This window comes from Paenibacillus sp. 1781tsa1, assembly GCF_024159265.1.
In the GTDB taxonomy this organism is placed as follows: Bacteria; Bacillota; Bacilli; order Paenibacillales; family Paenibacillaceae; genus Paenibacillus.
Genome location: NZ_JAMYWY010000001.1, coordinates 4,869,602 through 4,886,216, shown reverse-complemented (window position 1 = coordinate 4,886,216; position 16,615 = coordinate 4,869,602). Strand labels below are relative to the sequence as shown.

Below are 16,615 nucleotides of genomic sequence, written 5' to 3'. Positions count from 1 at the left end.
ATGGATTTTCAGGTATTACTGTTAACAATCGGCGTTTCATTTATTCTGGCGGTGATTGCCGCACCGCTCCTGATTCCGCTGTTACGACGCATGAAATTCGGACAGCAAGTTAGGGAAGATGGACCTCAGAGCCATTTGAAAAAAAGCGGAACACCTACAATGGGTGGAGTCGTCATTTTAGTTGCGTTCACATTGGCCTTTTTGAAATTTTCGGCAGTCAAGAATACAGACTTTTATGTCTTGCTTGTAGCTACGCTGGGATTCGGGCTGATTGGCTTCCTGGATGATTACATCAAAATTGTGTTCAAACGTTCGCTGGGATTGACGGCCAGACAAAAAATGCTGGGCCAATTGTTCTTCAGTGCAGTGATGTGTTTCTTGCTGATCCAGAATGGACACAGCACAGCCATCTCTATTCCGGGTACGTCATTCTCGTTCGACTGGACCGGATGGTTCTATTATCCGTTTGTCGTATTTATGATGCTTGCCATTACCAATGCGGTTAACTTTACTGACGGTCTGGATGGGTTGCTGTCAGGGGTAAGTGCGATTGCCTTTGGCGCGTTTGCCATCGTGGCGATGCAAGCCACGTCGATGCCGGCGGCAGTGTGTGCAGCAGCAATGATCGGAGCCGTGCTCGGTTTCCTGGTATACAATGCACATCCGGCCAAAGTGTTTATGGGCGATACAGGTTCTCTGGGGATTGGCGGTGCGATAGGTGCGGTAGCGATTGTAACCAAAACTGAGCTTTTATTTGTCATCATTGGCGGTATTTTTGTCATCGAGATCCTGTCTGTTATTATTCAAGTGGTATCATTCAAGACTCGTGGCAAACGTGTATTCAAAATGAGCCCCATTCACCATCACTTTGAATTAAGTGGTTGGTCAGAATGGCGGGTTGTTATTACCTTCTGGGCGGTAGGCGCAATTTTGGCCGCTCTTGGACTTTATCTCAACAAGGGGTTGTAGATCATGAACCATCCTGAATCATATCGCGGACAACAAGTAGTCGTACTCGGATTGGCCAAAAGCGGCGTACAGGTCGCCAAAGTGCTGGATCGCGCCGGAGCGAAGGTTACAGTAAATGATAAAAAAGAGAGAGATCAATGTCCCGAAGCTTCCGAATTGGAGGCTTTGGGAATTTCTGTTGTATGCGGAGGACATCCGGATGATCTGATTCACAGTGATGTGAAGCTGGTCGTCAAAAACCCGGGTATCCCATACCGTGCAGCTCCAGTGCAGCAAGCTTTGGCATTGGGCATTGAAGTGGTGACCGAAGTAGAGGTTGCTTATCATCTATGTGCTGCACCCATGATCGGGATTACGGGCTCCAACGGCAAGACCACAACGACCACTTGGGTGGGCAAAATGCTGGAACATGCCGGCCTCAAACCGATCGTTGCCGGTAATATAGGAACACCTCTCTGTGAAGCGGCAGAGCAAGCTTCTCCAGATCACTGGATGGTTGTTGAGCTTAGCAGTTTCCAGCTCAAAGGAACGGTTGATTTCCGTCCCCGGATTGCCAGCTTACTTAACGTTGCAGAGACACATCTGGACTATCACGGGAACATGGATGATTATGTGGCTTCCAAAGCCAAACTGTTCGCCAATCAGCAGCCTGACGACGTAGCCATTCTGAATTGGGATGATGCGGTATGTCGTGGTCTGGTTCCTTACATCAAAGGCAGATTGATCCCCTTCTCAGTGACAGAGAAATTGGATACAGGTGTGTATGCAGATCCTCCTTATGTGGATGGAGATGAGGACGATGTGAAGCGTCAGGTTATCTACGCAGATGAAAACGGAGATCACCACATCATTATCGACATCGAGGATATTGGCCTTCCTGGGCGATTTAATGTTGAAAATGCACTGGCTGCTGTAGCCATTGCGGTAGCGGCAGGAGCTGATCCTGCGGTGCTGGCTGCACCGCTCGCAGACTTCAAGGGAGTTGAACACCGACTTGAATATGTCCTGGAGCATAATGGCTCTGCATACTACAACAACTCCAAAGCAACCAATTCGAAAGCTACGGTCATGGCTCTGAATTCGTTCAAGGAACCGGTCGTATTGATTGCCGGTGGGCTAGATCGTGGATCAGACATGATGGAGTTGTTGCCCTTGTTCCAGGAACGGGTAAAAGCTGTCGTTGCAATTGGAGAGACACGGACAAAAATTGCCAAGGTCGCGGAACTTGCCGGATTAAAGCAAATTAAGGTCGTCGATAATGAGGAGGACGCTGCCCGGACGTTAACCGTTGCTGTGCAGGAAGCAGCGAAGCTTGCCAGTGCCGGTGATGTCGTTTTGTTATCTCCGGCATGTGCAAGTTGGGACATGTTTGCTTCCTATGAAGAGCGGGGACGCATTTTTAAAGAGGCGGCGCATAACTTGTAAGTAGGGGGGTGGAAAAGCCCCTACTTCCATGCAAGGGGTGGCCTCCTGATGAAACAGACGCGACCAGCACCAGATATTTGGTTGCTGATTAGTATTTTGGCATTGCTTGCCATCGGCATCGTAATGGTATATAGTGCGGGCTCGGTGCTTGCCTTTCATGACTATGGCGATTCTTTTTATTTCGTTAAAAGACAGGCCCTGTTTGCGGTGCTTGGGCTTATGGCCATGTTCGTCACCGCTAACGTAGACTACCGGGTGTGGAGGAAATATGCCAAGCCGATATTGATTGCCTGTTTTATTATGCTCATTGCGGTGCTCATTCCTGGGATCGGTGTGGTTCGCGGCGGTGCACGAAGTTGGTTGGGCATAGGCTCGTTCGGTATCCAGCCTTCAGAATTCATGAAGCTGGGCATGATTCTGTTTCTCGCTCACTGGCTGAGCAAGGAACCGGGCAAAATTAAGACCTTCACAACGGGGCTTCTGCCACCGCTGGGATTGATTGGTTTGGCTTTTGGTATTATTATGCTCCAGCCTGATTTGGGGACAGGCACGGTGATGATGGGTGCATCGATGCTTATTATTTTCACAGCCGGAGCACGAATGAAACATCTGGGTTTGCTTGCTCTTGGTGGTGTAGCCGGATTTGCAGCATTGATCGCGGCAGCTCCCTATCGGTTACAGCGTATCACAGCGTTTTTGGACCCGTGGTCCGATCCGCTGGGTGCCGGATATCAGATCATTCAATCCTTATACGCAATTGGTCCGGGTGGACTGGCGGGATTGGGACTGGGTATGAGCCGGCAGAAGTACAGTTATGTACCTGAACCGCAAACGGACTTTATTTTTAGTATTTTGGCCGAAGAACTCGGCTTTATCGGTGGAATGATTGTATTATTGTTGTTTCTGGTGCTGGTGTGGAGAGGAATGCGTGTAGCCATGACTGTGCCGGATGCCTTTGGCAGTCTGCTTGGTGTGGGTATCGTAGGTATGGTCGCCGTACAGGTCATTATTAACATTGGTGTTGTCATTGGCATGATGCCTGTAACGGGCATTACCTTGCCTTTGATCAGCTACGGCGGATCATCATTGACCCTCATGCTCACAGCACTGGGCATTTTAGTGAATTTATCCCGTTATGCGAGGTGACTATGCGATGCGAGTCGTTCTAAGCGGTGGCGGTACGGGTGGACATATCTATCCGGCCGTTGCCATAGCAAGACAATGCGAGGCGGAGAACCCGGACTCGACATTTCTATACATTGGAGGAACCAGAGGGTTGGAAAGCAAGCTGGTTCCCCAGGAAAATATCCCTTTTAAATCCATTGATATTACCGGCTTTCGACGGAAACTGTCCATCGACAACCTGAAAACGGTCATGCGTTTCATTCAAGGTGTACGCAAGTCCAAAAAAATGCTGAAGGAATTCAAACCGGATGTTGTGATAGGTACAGGTGGATATGTGTGTGGACCTGTGGTATATGCAGCAACAAAACTGGGAATTCCGAGTATAATTCATGAACAGAACGCCATCCCGGGTCTGACGAACAAATTTTTGATGCGGTATGTGGACACGGTTGCAGTTAGCTTTGAAGATTCTGAAAAATCGTTTTCTGGCGCGAAAAAGGTGATCTACACCGGTAATCCACGTGCGACTACGGTAGCCCAGGCTAGCCGTGATCGTGGTTTTGCCACGTTAGGTGTACCGATGAACAGCCGTGTTGTTCTTGTGGTTGGTGGCAGTCGAGGGGCAAAAGCAATCAATCAGGCCATGGTGGACATGGCTCCAATGCTGGAACAATTGGACGATGTACATGTGGTTTACGTGACAGGAGATACCTATTTTGATGAAACGCGTGAAGCCATTCGCAGCTCATTGGGTACGATGCCAAATCACCTGCATGTCCTGCCTTATGTGCATAATATGCCTGAGGTGCTTGCCTGCACATCCTTGATTGTAAACCGCGCTGGTGCATCATTCCTTGCGGAGATTACATCGCTGGGTATTCCTTCGATCCTGATTCCGTCACCTAACGTGACCAACAATCATCAGGAAGCCAATGCACGTACGCTTGAAGGAGGGGGCGCATCACTCACGATGCTGGAGAAGGATCTTACAGGCAAAGTCCTGTATGAAGCCATCGCCAAGATTATGAATGATGAATTGGGACGCAAACGAATGGCTGAAGCCTCCCGGAAATTGGGGAAACCCGATGCAGCTGAAGTGCTCGTTCATGAAATTCAGCGTCTTGCTGCACGCCGATAAAGTGCGTTTGTGGGCGATTGTCACACACAAGACGGGGCTGACATAAGATACCGTATAAATCGTGACCATCGTTCCATGGCGCCAGAGCACGTTCTTTAGCAACAACAGAATACCGTGCTCATCGGTTTGGAAGTAAAGGAGGAAGCAAACATGCACCAGTGGATGTCGTTACTATCCCAGAATAATGTTGGCAGAGTTCTTGAAAACGAATCGCTAGCCAAATACACCACATGGAAGATCGGCGGTCCTGCGGATGCACTGGTCATTCCCGAGAATAAAGAGCAGATGATGAATCTCGTTCAATTGCTTCACAAGTTTCAGATTCCGTGGATGCAACTTGGACGGGGCTCAAACATGCTGGTGTCAGACAAAGGAATACGTGGTGTTGTTGTGAAACCAGGCGATGGCTTTGATTATGCCGAATTTCACGAAGGTGGTGTAACTGCCGGAGCAGCACATTCTTTTGTTAAACTCAGTGTGGTTGCTGCCAAAAAGGAATGGACCGGTCTGGAATTCGGCAGCGGTATCCCCGGCACTGTCGGTGGAGCCGTATACATGAATGCAGGTGCTCATGGATCGGATGTGTCACGGATATTCAAATTCGCTGAGATTGTACTGGAGACAGGGGAATTGGTACGTTACAGCAAGGAGGACATGGATTTTGCTTACCGCCACTCTGTTCTGCATGATCGGAGAGGCATCGTGCTGGAAGCTACATTTGAACTCCAGCATGGAGAACGCAAAGTCATTTCGGAAACCATGGCAGCTTATAAAGATCGCCGACGACGCACACAGCCACTGCAGATGGCATGTGCAGGCAGTGTATTCCGAAATCCACCGGGTGATCATGCAGCCCGTCTGATTGAAGCAGCAGGGCTCAAAGGCATGAATCAGGGAGGCGCACAGGTATCCACCATGCATGCCAATTTCATTGTCAATACAGGCCAAGCAACAGCAGAGGACGTTATCACCCTAATGCAGCAGATTCAGAGCACTATATCATCTCAAAACGGTATTAACCTGGTACCGGAAGTCTTCGTAGTGGGTGAACGGTAAACCCCGGAGGTGATACATTGGACAAATTGGTGATTGAAGGCGGGAAACCCCTCTCAGGATCCATACGCATCCATGGAGCAAAAAATGCCGCTTTACCGATTATGGCCGCAAGTTTGTTGGCAGATGGAGAAGTTACACTGCATAACGTTCCACACTTGCTGGACATTGAAGTGATGCTGTATATCCTGGAACGGCTTGGATGCACGTGTCGGCATGAACAGGGAACAGTGACCATTAATACCTCGCAGATTCGGTCATATGATGTGCCAGAAGATCTAATGAAGCAGATGCGCTCTTCCATTTTTTTGATGGGACCATTGCTGGCTAAGTTTGGGCATGTGTCAGTGTATCAGCCAGGAGGCTGTGCCATCGGAGAACGCAAAATTGATCTTCACCTCCGGGGCCTGGAAGCGCTCGGAGCTTTGATTGAAGAGCAGGACCAACAGATTATCTGCCATGGCCGCAATCTGGTGGGTACAGATATTCTTTTGGATTTCCCGAGTGTGGGAGCAACCGAGAATATCATGATGGCAGCCGTTCTGGCTAAAGGGACGACAACCATTTGCAACGCGGCAAGAGAACCTGAAATACAGGATCTGCAAAACTTTCTGAATGCTATGGGTGCAAGTATCATTGGTGCAGGAACGGATACGATTACGATCAATGGCGTTGAGAAACTGAAGCCTTGTTCCTATGAAATTATACCGGATCGAATCGTTGCCGGAACTGTGATGATTGCAGCAGCAGCAACACGTGGCAATGTTACGCTTACACACTGCAATCCTGCTCATCTTACTTCACTTATACATGTATTGAAGCGCACTGGTGTTCAAATCACAGTCTGCAATGATATAATGACGGTGAGCTGTATGAGCCGTCCCAAATCAGTAGACCGTATTGTGACTTCTCCGTATCCTTCATTTCCGACAGATTTGCAATCGCAAATCATGGTGCTGCTCAGTCTGGCAGACGGATTCAGTGTGATGAAGGAAACGGTATTCGAGGGCCGGTTCAAACATGTGGATGAACTGAATGTGATGGGGGCTGATATTTCAGTCGATCTGAACGCAGCATTTATCCGTGGTGTTCCCCGTCTGTACGGGGCTACAGTGGAAGCAACCGATCTTCGTGCAGGTGCAGCTCTGGTCATTGCTGGTCTGGCTGCTCAAGGCAAAACGATTGTGGAGCAAGTGCATCATATTGACCGGGGCTACGATCAGATCGAGAAGTTATTCCAAAGTCTTGGAGCATCGGTTGAGCGACAGTCGCCCGTTTCGAAACAGTTGGATTTTGCCAATTAACGTCCTTGGAGTCCCCTTCTTGAAGGGAGGGGACCTGAGGCTTTGTGGAGCGCTACTTATGCCTAAAAGTCAAATTCCGGTTCTGAAGAAGAACCGGCCAAAAGGAAACACAAGCCGCAAAATTGTAATTATTCTCTTATTATTATTTATTGTATTGCTGGCTGTATTATTCTTTCGTTCTTCCATGAGTCGGATTTCGGCAATTGAAATTACGGGTAATGTATATACAGCGACTTCAGAGCTGCTGGAGAAAAGTGGTCTGAGAGAAGGCGATCAATTTTTTGGGACAAGTACTGCCGAGGTGATTGAGCGTCTCAAGACCAACAAGGCCATTTCAACTGTTACCGTGGACAAGCAATTTCCGGGTATTATCCATATCAAGGTTCAGGAATATGCCACCGTTGCGTATGAGCTTGGTTCTGACGGTACGCTTAAAGCGATTTTGGCCAGTGGGACAAGCTTGACGGTTCCGGCTACAATTGGTGTTGCTGTGGAGAAGCCCATATTGACTCAATGGAAGGCTGATGATCCACTCAAAGCCAAACTGAGCCAGACACTGGCTAAAATTCCGAATGAATTGACGACGGATATTTCGGAAATAATTCCGAACCCAACACCTTCATTCCCGGATCAGATTCGGATGTATACCAAATCACAGTTTGAAGTGATTACAACCGTCTCTCTTTTATCGGATAAAGTGGAATATCTAAATCAGGTGATTGAGACCGAACGGCCTGGGAAAATCACGATGCTTGAGGCAGATACCTATGTCCCTTTCATCCCGGATGACCCGGAAGATGATGCTGAACCAGGAGCAAGCCCCTGATCTTTGCCATGATGAGGCTGAACTGAATATGAAAGCCTAGGCTGGTCGGGGTTTGGCCCCGTCAGAGCAATGAAACTTGTTCTTTCTGAGATGAAGAAAAAATGATACACTTGAACTTATGGCACATGAGTTGCCTCCTTCTTTTTTCTTCAAGGTTTTATGTCTCGCAACCAGATTTTGACACCCAAAAACATTGTAGAAAAAAGAGGGAAAGCCTGAAGTGTGTTGAATATGTTTTAAGAGTGTTTAAATTCGAACGTATTTTACTATTGGAGTCAGGAGGTGCCACAGACTTGAGCAACAATGACATCATTGTTAGTTTGGACATCGGTACATCCAAAATTCGCGCTATTATTGGGGAAATGAATAATGGAACCTTTAATATTATAGGAGTTGGATCTGCCGACTCGGAGGGAATTCGCAAAGGTGTAATCGTAGATATCGATCAGACGGTGCAGTCGATTCGCAACGCAGTGGATCATGCAGAACGTATGGTGGGTATTCAAATATCCGAAGTGTATGTTGGAATCTCGGGAAATCATATCGGACTGATGAGCAGTCACGGCGTCGTGGCTGTGTCTAACGAGGATCGTGAAATCGGAGAAGAAGACATGGAACGGGTGTTGAAAGCAGCCGAAGTAATTGCAGTTCCGCCGGAACGGGAAATTATTGATGTTGTCGCCAAGCAATATGTAGTAGATGGCTTGGAGGGCATACAGGACCCCCGTGGAATGATTGGTGTTCGTCTGGAAGTTGAAGCAACGATCATTACGGGTGCAAAAACCGCGATACATAATCTTTTGCGCTGCGTGGAAAAAGCGGGTCTGAAAGTAAGCGATCTGGTTCTTATGTCGCTTGGAGCGGGGCAACTGGCTTTGTCCAAAGATGAAAAAACGATGGGTTCAGTGCTTGTTGATATTGGAGCAGGTGCAACAACCATCGCTATCTTTGAAGAAGACAGTCTTGTTGCAACATCAACATTGCCTATTGGTGGGGAATTCGTAACGAATGATATCGCCTATGGCTTACGCACGTTGACGGATCAGGCGGAGAAGGTGAAACTGAAATACGGCTGCGCCTGGTTGGATGATGCTGCTGCGGATGTGATGTTCAAAGTAACCCGAATTGGCAGTAATGTAGACAAGGAATTTTCACAGGAGGATCTGGCGGCTATTATTGAACCTAGGGTTCAGGAAATATTCCAGATGATCTCTCAAGAAGTGAAGCGTCTTGGTTACAACGAGCTTCCTGGAGGTTATATACTAACGGGAGGTACGGTCTCTATGCCGGGGGTTCTGCAGGTTGCTCAGCATGAGCTTGCTGCTTCGGTACGAGTTGCAGTTCCGGATTACATTGGTGTGCGTGACCCAGGCTACACAAGCGGAGTTGGTATATTGCACAGTGTAATTCGCAGTTTGCGCATTCGTCCCTCGATCAATAACGGCGGTGGAAATAACAACAATAATAATAATAATAAGAAACCGACCAACCGTCCGAAGCCAAATACGGCACAGGAATCGGAGCAAAAACCTGGTCTGTTCGAACGGCTGAAGAATATGTTCAGCGAATTTATATAACAGGTTGGATCCATTTCATACATTCTTGAAGCCGTCTGAATGCGCTGGTACTAACATAAACGCTTTCGTTCGTCGATATATGAAATTGATTCGGTTCAAATCAAAAATTGGACGGGCCATCCATGCACATTGAGGGGGAGATGGAATAATATGTTGGAATTTGATTTCGAGATGGAGAGCTTGGCTCAAATTAAAGTCATCGGTGTAGGCGGCGGCGGAAGCAATGCAGTCAACCGTATGATTGAAAATGGTGTACAAGGTGTTGAATTTATTACGGTGAACACGGATGCTCAGGCGTTACACCTGGCGAAATCCGAGCATAAATTGCAAATCGGTGATAAATTGACTCGTGGTCTTGGCGCTGGCGCCAACCCGGATGTAGGTAAAAAAGCAGCGGAAGAGTCCCGCGATCTGATCATGAACACGTTGAAAGGTGCAGACATGGTATTTGTTACAGCCGGTATGGGCGGTGGTACAGGTACAGGTGCGGCTCCGGTTATTGCTGAAATTGCCAAAGAGTGTGGTGCACTTACAGTGGGTGTCGTAACTCGCCCATTTACATTCGAAGGACGCAAGCGTTCGAGCCATGCAGAGCAAGGTATTGAAGCTCTTAAGGAAAAAGTGGACACGCTGATCGTTATTCCTAATGATCGTTTGCTCGAAATTGTAGACAAAAAGACACCGATGCTTGAAGCATTCCGTCAAGCGGATAATGTACTTCGTCAAGCGGTACAAGGTATCTCGGATTTGATCGCTGTACCGGGTCTAATCAACCTTGACTTTGCTGACGTCAAAACGATTATGCATGAACGTGGATCTGCCCTTATGGGGATTGGTGAATCAACAGGCGAGAATCGTGCCGCAGAAGCAGCACGCAAAGCCATTATGAGTCCTTTGCTTGAAACATCCATTGAAGGTGCTCGCGGCGTAATCATGAACATTACGGGTGGCGTTAATCTGTCCCTGTATGAAGTGAACGAAGCGGCAGAGATCGTAACTTCTGCTTCCGATCCGGAAGTGAACATGATCTTTGGTGCCATCATCGATGAAGACCTGAAAGAGGAGATCAAGGTTACAGTTATCGCAACTGGTTTTGAAGACAAACCTGCTCCACCTCCACAAGGACGTAAGCCAGCTCCGGCAACAACGGAGACAACAGATACACGTTCGCCGAATCTGCGTCCGTTCGGAAATCAGCCGAGCAATGATCAGCTGGATATTCCGACATTTTTACGCAATCGTTCACGCAATAATAATAACGATTAATACCCAAATCAAATTATGGATAACCCGGTACTCCTTATGGAGCGACCGGGTTTTTTCTGTTTTCTTAGATATCATAGCATACAGCATTGAACAAATTCTGAACAAAGGGCCTGAGAAATTCCGACAAAAAAAGTTGGAAACACACCCCCATGATTAGACAGACTTTGAACAGGGGGCTCCGTATACTTGTGAATATGCTCATGAATATCAGGATATCGGGATACCGGTATTTCGATATGTTGCGCGCAGGCAGGTGAAGAGTTTGGTTGTGTATGTGGATCTTATTTTTTTGACAAACCTGTGTATTGACGGTGCACTCATCGGCATGACCGCCTGGATGCGAAAAACAAAGCTGGTTTGGTGGCGATGGTTGCTGTCAGCCATTGTGGGCGCATTATACGTGGTCATGATGTTTGTACCGGAGTTTGATTTTATGTTCACTTTTTTGATCAAGTTCGGGTTCTCGCTGGTCATGCTTACGATTGCTTTTGGTTTTAAGGGTCTGCAGGCTTTTGCGAGGACGCTCGGTACCTTCTATGTGATTAATTTTGTCGCTGCCGGAGGTATTCTGGGTGTGCATTACATGCTTCAGAGCTCCGGTGAGTTGTTTAACGGCATTTGGTTCACCGCTTCTGGCGGTATGTCATTTGATCTGAAGATTGCCTTCTGGTTCACGTTTATCGTATTTTTTGCTGTCCTGTTTGTATTCAAAGCTGTGCAGAGCTCAAAACGGAAAACGGATCGCATGACGACCTATTTGGGTAAAGTTGAGGTCTGCATCGATGAGGTAGTCATTTCTTGTACAGGCCTTCTGGATACGGGCAATCAACTTACAGATCCCTTATCGCGCATGCCGGTCATGGTGATGGAGGTTTCGTTATGGCAAGACATGTTACCTGCTTCATGGAAGGGTAGACTCAAGGACGAGGCGGCGGACAACCTTATTTTGGAGCTTGATCAGGAAAGTTTTCAGTGGCAGGATCGACTGCGGCTAGTTCCCTATCGGGGCATTAACAAAGGGACTGCGTTTATGCTGGCAATGAAGCCGGACCGGGTGAAGGTGACAATGGAGGAAACATGTTATGAGACGACAAGGGTACTCATTGGGCTGGATGGAGGTGTTTTGTCGTCGGATGGGAAATACCAGGCCGTGATTCATCCTGAACTTGTGCAAGACGCTGCTTCTGCGCAGTCTACGGCTCTCTCTGCGGGAGCAACAGAAAAGCCGCTGAATGTGGTATAGGAGGAACGTACATGCTTGTGAAATGGAAACTGGTGGCGCAGCTGCAATATTACCGTCTGTTATTTTTGTTGGGACTCAAAAGTGAAGAGATCTATTATATTGGGGGAAGTGAGGCACTTCCGCCGCCTTTGACAAGGGAAGAAGAAGAATTTTTATTACAAAAATTATCTTCGGGAGACTCGGCCATTCGCGCAATGCTCATTGAGCGCAATCTGCGTCTGGTGGTATACATCGCACGCAAATTTGAGAACACAGGAATCAATATTGAGGATCTGGTCTCCATTGGAGCCATCGGACTGATTAAGGCAGTGAATACATTCGACCCGGAAAAGAAAATCAAACTGGCAACATATGCTTCACGTTGTATCGAAAATGAAATTTTGATGTACCTGAGACGTAATAGTAAGATCCGAACTGAAGTTTCTTTTGATGAACCCCTCAACATTGATTGGGACGGAAATGAACTATTATTATCGGATGTACTGGGTACAGAAAACGATACAATCTATCGGAATATTGAAGAGCAGGTAGACCGAAAACTTTTGCACAAGGCACTGGAAAAATTAACGGAGCGTGAGCGAATGATTATGGAGCTTCGTTTTGGCTTGACGGATGGGGAAGAAAAGACACAAAAAGATGTAGCGGATCTACTTGGAATCTCCCAATCCTACATCTCTCGTCTGGAAAAAAGAATCATTAAAAGACTTCGCAAGGAGTTCAATAAAATGGTCTGAAATACATCATTGCTCAGAATGGGTATTACTGGCAAGGGTGCCAAGTACGAATAAAAAAGCCTGCCCCGGAGATAATGTACATTAATGTTTCTCCTTGGGAGGTAAATCACGATGACCCGAAACAAAGTCGAGATTTGTGGCGTGGACACCGCAAAATTGCCTGTCCTCACCAACACTGAAATGCGGGAATTGTTTCATTCCCTTCAGCAACACCATGATCGCTCAGCAAGAGAGAAATTAGTGAATGGCAACCTGCGTCTGGTACTCAGTGTCATTCAGCGTTTTAACAATCGGGGGGAGTTTGTCGATGATCTGTTCCAGGTTGGTTGCATCGGCCTGATGAAAGCCATTGATAATTTTGATTTATCCCAGAATGTCAAATTTTCAACCTACGCGGTGCCGATGATTATCGGTGAAATCCGTCGATACCTGCGTGATAATAACCCGATTCGGGTATCTCGCTCCTTGAGGGATATTGCTTACAAAGCACTTCAGGTCCGTGACAGCCTGACGAATAAAAATTCCCGGGAACCGACGATATTCGAAATTGCGGAAGTACTGAATGTGCCGAAGGAAGATGTTGTTTTTGCATTGGACGCCATTCAGGACCCGGTCTCGCTCTTCGAACCGATTTATCATGATGGTGGAGATCCGATCTATGTTATGGATCAGATCAGTGATGACAGAAACAAGGATGTGTCGTGGATCGAGGAAATTGCACTACGTGAAGCGATGCATCGTCTTGGTCAGCGGGAAAAAATGATTTTGTCCATGCGGTTTTTCGAAGGGAAAACCCAGATGGAAGTAGCTGATGAAATTGGCATTTCCCAGGCTCAAGTATCACGTCTGGAGAAATCAGCGATACAACAGATGCAAAAACATGTGAAGTCGTAACACGATGCAAGGGCAGGAGGACGATCAATCGGGGCAGTGTATACCGTTGGTCGTCTTTTTGTGTTAAGCCGTTTCCACATTCGATGAAAAACAGGACATTTTTCGCCCCTGAAACATATATTGTATAGAAGCGTGAGGAACGGGCAGAAGAGGAATAACAGGGGGCGGGAATGAATGAAAGTAAATACGAGCGAAGTTGCGGCACGAGGCATGAAAATCTCGGATTTTCAGACTAAGGATGTCATTAACATTACGGATGGTAAACGTCTGGGTCAGATCAGTGACTTGGAGCTTGATCTGAAGCAGGGACGAATTGAAGCGATTGTTGTGCCGGGGTACAGCCGGTTTATGGGTCTTTTTGGCGGGGGAACGGATCTCGTGATTCCCTGGAGAAATATTGTGAAGATTGGTTCAGATGTGATTCTTGTGAAGATGGATGAGGTGAAAGAAAACACGTATGACGAGCGTGATCGCGAAGCGCGCCTGTATGATGAACAGCAGCATAACCGCACAGAGCGTGTGGAACGCATTGAACGATCAGACCGCAATCAGCGTCGAACGATATAAAGGAGACAGAATGTGGCTCATTTGGTACACTGGAAGTGGTGAGGTGAGAGAATGGAACCCTTTGTATTGAATAAGGAATTACTTGAACGGACAGAGAACCCTAATTCAGATTTCGGTTCTGACCCGTTATTATTATATGTTGAGCCCTGGAGACAGCAGTTTGAACAGTTGTCGGTCGGATTTACGACAAGACATGGTGGAGTCGGAAGTGCACCCTATGCTACGCTTAACTGCGCTTATCATGTGGGGGATGATCCTGAAGTTGTGCTTAACAACCGCAGGCTTGTAACCGGGAAGCTTGGCTTTGCAGCGGAAGCCTGGACCTGTGGAGAGCAGGTGCATGGCAAACATGTGGCTGTAATTAAAGCTGAAGATCGGAGCAGGGGATTACTTGATCGTCAGTCGGCGTTACAGGATACGGATGGATTGGTCACAAATGTGCCGGGTGTGCTGTTGACTTCTTTCTATGCAGACTGTGTCCCGCTTTATTTCTATGACCCTGTGCAACAGGCCGTTGGTCTTGCTCATGCGGGCTGGAAAGGTACAGTGGCAGGTATCGCTGTATCCATGGTGGAGACGATGGAACGGGAGTACGGAAGTCGCAGACAGGACATTCGAGCTGCAATCGGTCCGTCTATTGGGGATTGCTGTTATGAAGTGGATGAGGCGGTTATGCAGCATGTACGGGTTTGGTTTGATGATTCCCCGGTTAATGATGAATACAAGGATTCTGCTTCTAAAAAAGCATATCGATCCGTAGATAACGGTAAAACGATGTTAAACTTGAAAGAATGTAATCGACACATTATGATGAAAGCAGGAATATTGCCGGATCATATCGAATGTACAACATGGTGTACAAGTTGTCATCCCGAATTATTTTTCTCCTATCGGAAGGAAAATGGTGTTACAGGGCGGATGGCGAGCTGGATTGGGCTGGAAGAGAGGTGACCCTCTGTGTCATTGGAGGAGCGTATACAACAGGTAAATCAGAAGATCGAGGATGCATGTCGGCGCAGTAACCGTCATCGTGATGATGTAAATGTGATTGCAGTCACGAAATATGTCTCACTGGAAACAACGGGATCGGTGCTGAATCATGGTCTTGAGCATATTGGAGAAAACCGGTGGCAGGATGCACAGGCCAAATGGGAAGCTTTTGGTCAACAGGGTACCTGGCATTTTATCGGTCATTTGCAGACGAACAAGGTGAAAGACGTGATCGGCAAGTTTCGTTACATACATTCACTGGATCGTTTGTCATTGGCGAAGGAGTTGGATAAAAAAGCGGCTTCACTTGGCATCCAAGTGGAAACGTTTTTGCAGGTGAATATTTCGGGTGAAGAGAGCAAGTATGGCTTACAGCCTGAACAGGCAAGTTCATTTTTGCGTGATATTCGTTCGTTCAACAATCTCAAGGTCATTGGCCTGATGACCATGGCACCTCATGAGGAAGATCCGGAGCTGACACGTCCCGTATTTCGTGGATTGCGTGAGCTGAGAGATCAATTGAATGGACAGGCTCTCACAGCAGAACCATTAACGGAGCTGTCGATGGGGATGTCCAATGATTTTGAAGTGGCCATTGAAGAAGGGGCAACCTGGGTACGGCTGGGATCGATTCTCGTAGGAAAAGAGGAGGGTTCACGATGGGCGTAATGAATAAATTTATGAATTTCCTCGGACTTCAGGAAGAGGAAGAGATTGTGGAACGTGAACGGATGGCTTCGCAGGAGGAAAATGAGGCTGAACAGCAGGAAGCTGAAACCTCCAGTCTTGATAAACGTAGAAACCAAAGGGGGAATAATGTGGTGAGCATTCATTCCCAGAAAAATGTTAAAGTTGTCCTGTATGAACCGCGTTCTTATGACGAGGCTCAGGAGATTGCCGACCATCTGCGTTCGCATCGTACCGTTGTGGTAAATCTGCAGCGGATACGTCAGGACCAAGCGCTGCGTGTTATTGATTTTTTGAGTGGTACGGTATACGCATTGGGTGGCGGTATTTCCAAAATCGGCGGAAACATTTTTCTCTGTACGCCAGATACGGTTGAAATTCAGGGATCAATTACGGAAATACTGGCTGACAGCGAGCAAGATTACAACAGAATGAGGTGAGCCACTTTTGTATCAGATTGAAAGCGTGCTGTACACGTTATACCAGATTTACTTTTACATGGTCATCGTCTACATATTGATGTCTTGGCTTCCCAATGCGCGGGAAAGCTTCATTGGTGAATGGCTAGGCAAGTTTGTAGAGCCATATCTAAGACCATTCCGTCGATTTATCCCACCTTTGTTCGGTGTGCTGGATATTTCCCCGATTGTGGCGCTGATCGTTCTGCAACTCGCGCTTAATGGGCTTATCTCCATACTTCGGTATTTTGTATATTAGAGGTTGTTCAAAAAGTCCGCTTTTGATTACGAAGGATGCCTAGTGGCATCGTCAGCATCGAATATGGAATTCAGCCGAAATGTCCGTTGCTCACGTAGTT

The 16,615-nt window shown here is 47.3% G+C and carries 17 protein-coding genes; all 17 read left to right on the top strand.

The genetic code is table 11. The features are described from left to right. Complete coding sequence (mraY, locus tag NKT06_RS22065; RefSeq protein WP_047843751.1) at positions 1–969, top strand: phospho-N-acetylmuramoyl-pentapeptide-transferase; 969 nt, start codon at positions 1–3, stop codon at positions 967–969. 3 nt (positions 970–972) lie between these two features. Continuing rightward, positions 973–2,394, top strand: coding sequence for a UDP-N-acetylmuramoyl-L-alanine--D-glutamate ligase (gene murD / locus NKT06_RS22060; protein ID WP_253439325.1), 1,422 nt, complete (start codon positions 973–975; stop codon positions 2,392–2,394). A gap of 48 nt (positions 2,395–2,442) precedes the next feature. After that, a complete protein-coding gene (gene spoVE / locus NKT06_RS22055) occupies positions 2,443–3,540 on the top strand; it encodes a stage V sporulation protein E (protein ID WP_253439323.1) in 1,098 nt (365 codons plus the stop codon). Between the two features lie 7 nt (positions 3,541–3,547). After that, positions 3,548–4,657, top strand: a complete 1,110-nt coding sequence (gene murG / locus NKT06_RS22050) for an undecaprenyldiphospho-muramoylpentapeptide beta-N-acetylglucosaminyltransferase (protein ID WP_253439321.1) — start codon at positions 3,548–3,550, stop codon at positions 4,655–4,657. A gap of 150 nt (positions 4,658–4,807) precedes the next feature. After that, the gene (gene murB / locus NKT06_RS22045; protein WP_253439319.1) at positions 4,808–5,713 is read left to right on the top strand and encodes a UDP-N-acetylmuramate dehydrogenase; all 906 of its coding nucleotides are present in this window, start codon (positions 4,808–4,810) and stop codon (positions 5,711–5,713) included. A gap of 17 nt (positions 5,714–5,730) precedes the next feature. Continuing rightward, a complete protein-coding gene (gene murA / locus NKT06_RS22040; RefSeq protein ID WP_253439317.1) occupies positions 5,731–7,014 on the top strand; it encodes a UDP-N-acetylglucosamine 1-carboxyvinyltransferase in 1,284 nt (427 codons plus the stop codon). Between the two features lie 58 nt (positions 7,015–7,072). Next, positions 7,073–7,840 (top strand): cell division protein FtsQ/DivIB, encoded by a 768-nt coding sequence (locus tag NKT06_RS22035; RefSeq protein ID WP_253439315.1) that lies wholly within the window; start codon positions 7,073–7,075, stop codon positions 7,838–7,840. Between the two features lie 293 nt (positions 7,841–8,133). Further along, entirely contained in the window at positions 8,134–9,417 is a 1,284-nt protein-coding gene (ftsA, locus tag NKT06_RS22030) for a cell division protein FtsA (protein ID WP_253439313.1), read from the top strand. Positions 9,418–9,567: 150 nt separating this feature from the next. Then, a complete protein-coding gene (gene ftsZ, locus NKT06_RS22025; protein ID WP_253439311.1) occupies positions 9,568–10,683 on the top strand; it encodes a cell division protein FtsZ in 1,116 nt (371 codons plus the stop codon). A 262-nt stretch (positions 10,684–10,945) separates the two neighbouring features. After that, positions 10,946–11,926, top strand: a complete 981-nt coding sequence (gene spoIIGA, locus NKT06_RS22020; protein WP_253439309.1) for a sigma-E processing peptidase SpoIIGA — start codon at positions 10,946–10,948, stop codon at positions 11,924–11,926. 11 nt (positions 11,927–11,937) lie between these two features. Then, positions 11,938–12,660 (top strand): RNA polymerase sporulation sigma factor SigE, encoded by a 723-nt coding sequence (gene sigE, locus NKT06_RS22015; RefSeq protein ID WP_017687308.1) that lies wholly within the window; start codon positions 11,938–11,940, stop codon positions 12,658–12,660. A gap of 111 nt (positions 12,661–12,771) precedes the next feature. Next, the gene (gene sigG / locus NKT06_RS22010; protein WP_017687309.1) at positions 12,772–13,554 is read left to right on the top strand and encodes an RNA polymerase sporulation sigma factor SigG; all 783 of its coding nucleotides are present in this window, start codon (positions 12,772–12,774) and stop codon (positions 13,552–13,554) included. Positions 13,555–13,728: 174 nt separating this feature from the next. Next, the gene (locus NKT06_RS22005; RefSeq protein WP_251035120.1) at positions 13,729–14,121 is read left to right on the top strand and encodes a YlmC/YmxH family sporulation protein; all 393 of its coding nucleotides are present in this window, start codon (positions 13,729–13,731) and stop codon (positions 14,119–14,121) included. A gap of 51 nt (positions 14,122–14,172) precedes the next feature. Next, positions 14,173–15,072, top strand: coding sequence for a peptidoglycan editing factor PgeF (gene pgeF / locus NKT06_RS22000; RefSeq protein WP_253439307.1), 900 nt, complete (start codon positions 14,173–14,175; stop codon positions 15,070–15,072). Between the two features lie 6 nt (positions 15,073–15,078). After that, positions 15,079–15,780, top strand: coding sequence for a YggS family pyridoxal phosphate-dependent enzyme (locus tag NKT06_RS21995; RefSeq protein WP_253439305.1), 702 nt, complete (start codon positions 15,079–15,081; stop codon positions 15,778–15,780). Further along, complete coding sequence (locus tag NKT06_RS21990) at positions 15,771–16,238, top strand: cell division protein SepF (RefSeq protein ID WP_253439303.1); 468 nt, start codon at positions 15,771–15,773, stop codon at positions 16,236–16,238. The genes NKT06_RS21995 and NKT06_RS21990 overlap by 10 nt, the downstream gene beginning before the upstream one ends. 7 nt (positions 16,239–16,245) lie before the next feature. After that, a complete protein-coding gene (locus tag NKT06_RS21985) occupies positions 16,246–16,515 on the top strand; it encodes a YggT family protein (protein ID WP_301290087.1) in 270 nt (89 codons plus the stop codon). Positions 16,516–16,615: the final 100 nt, after the last annotated feature.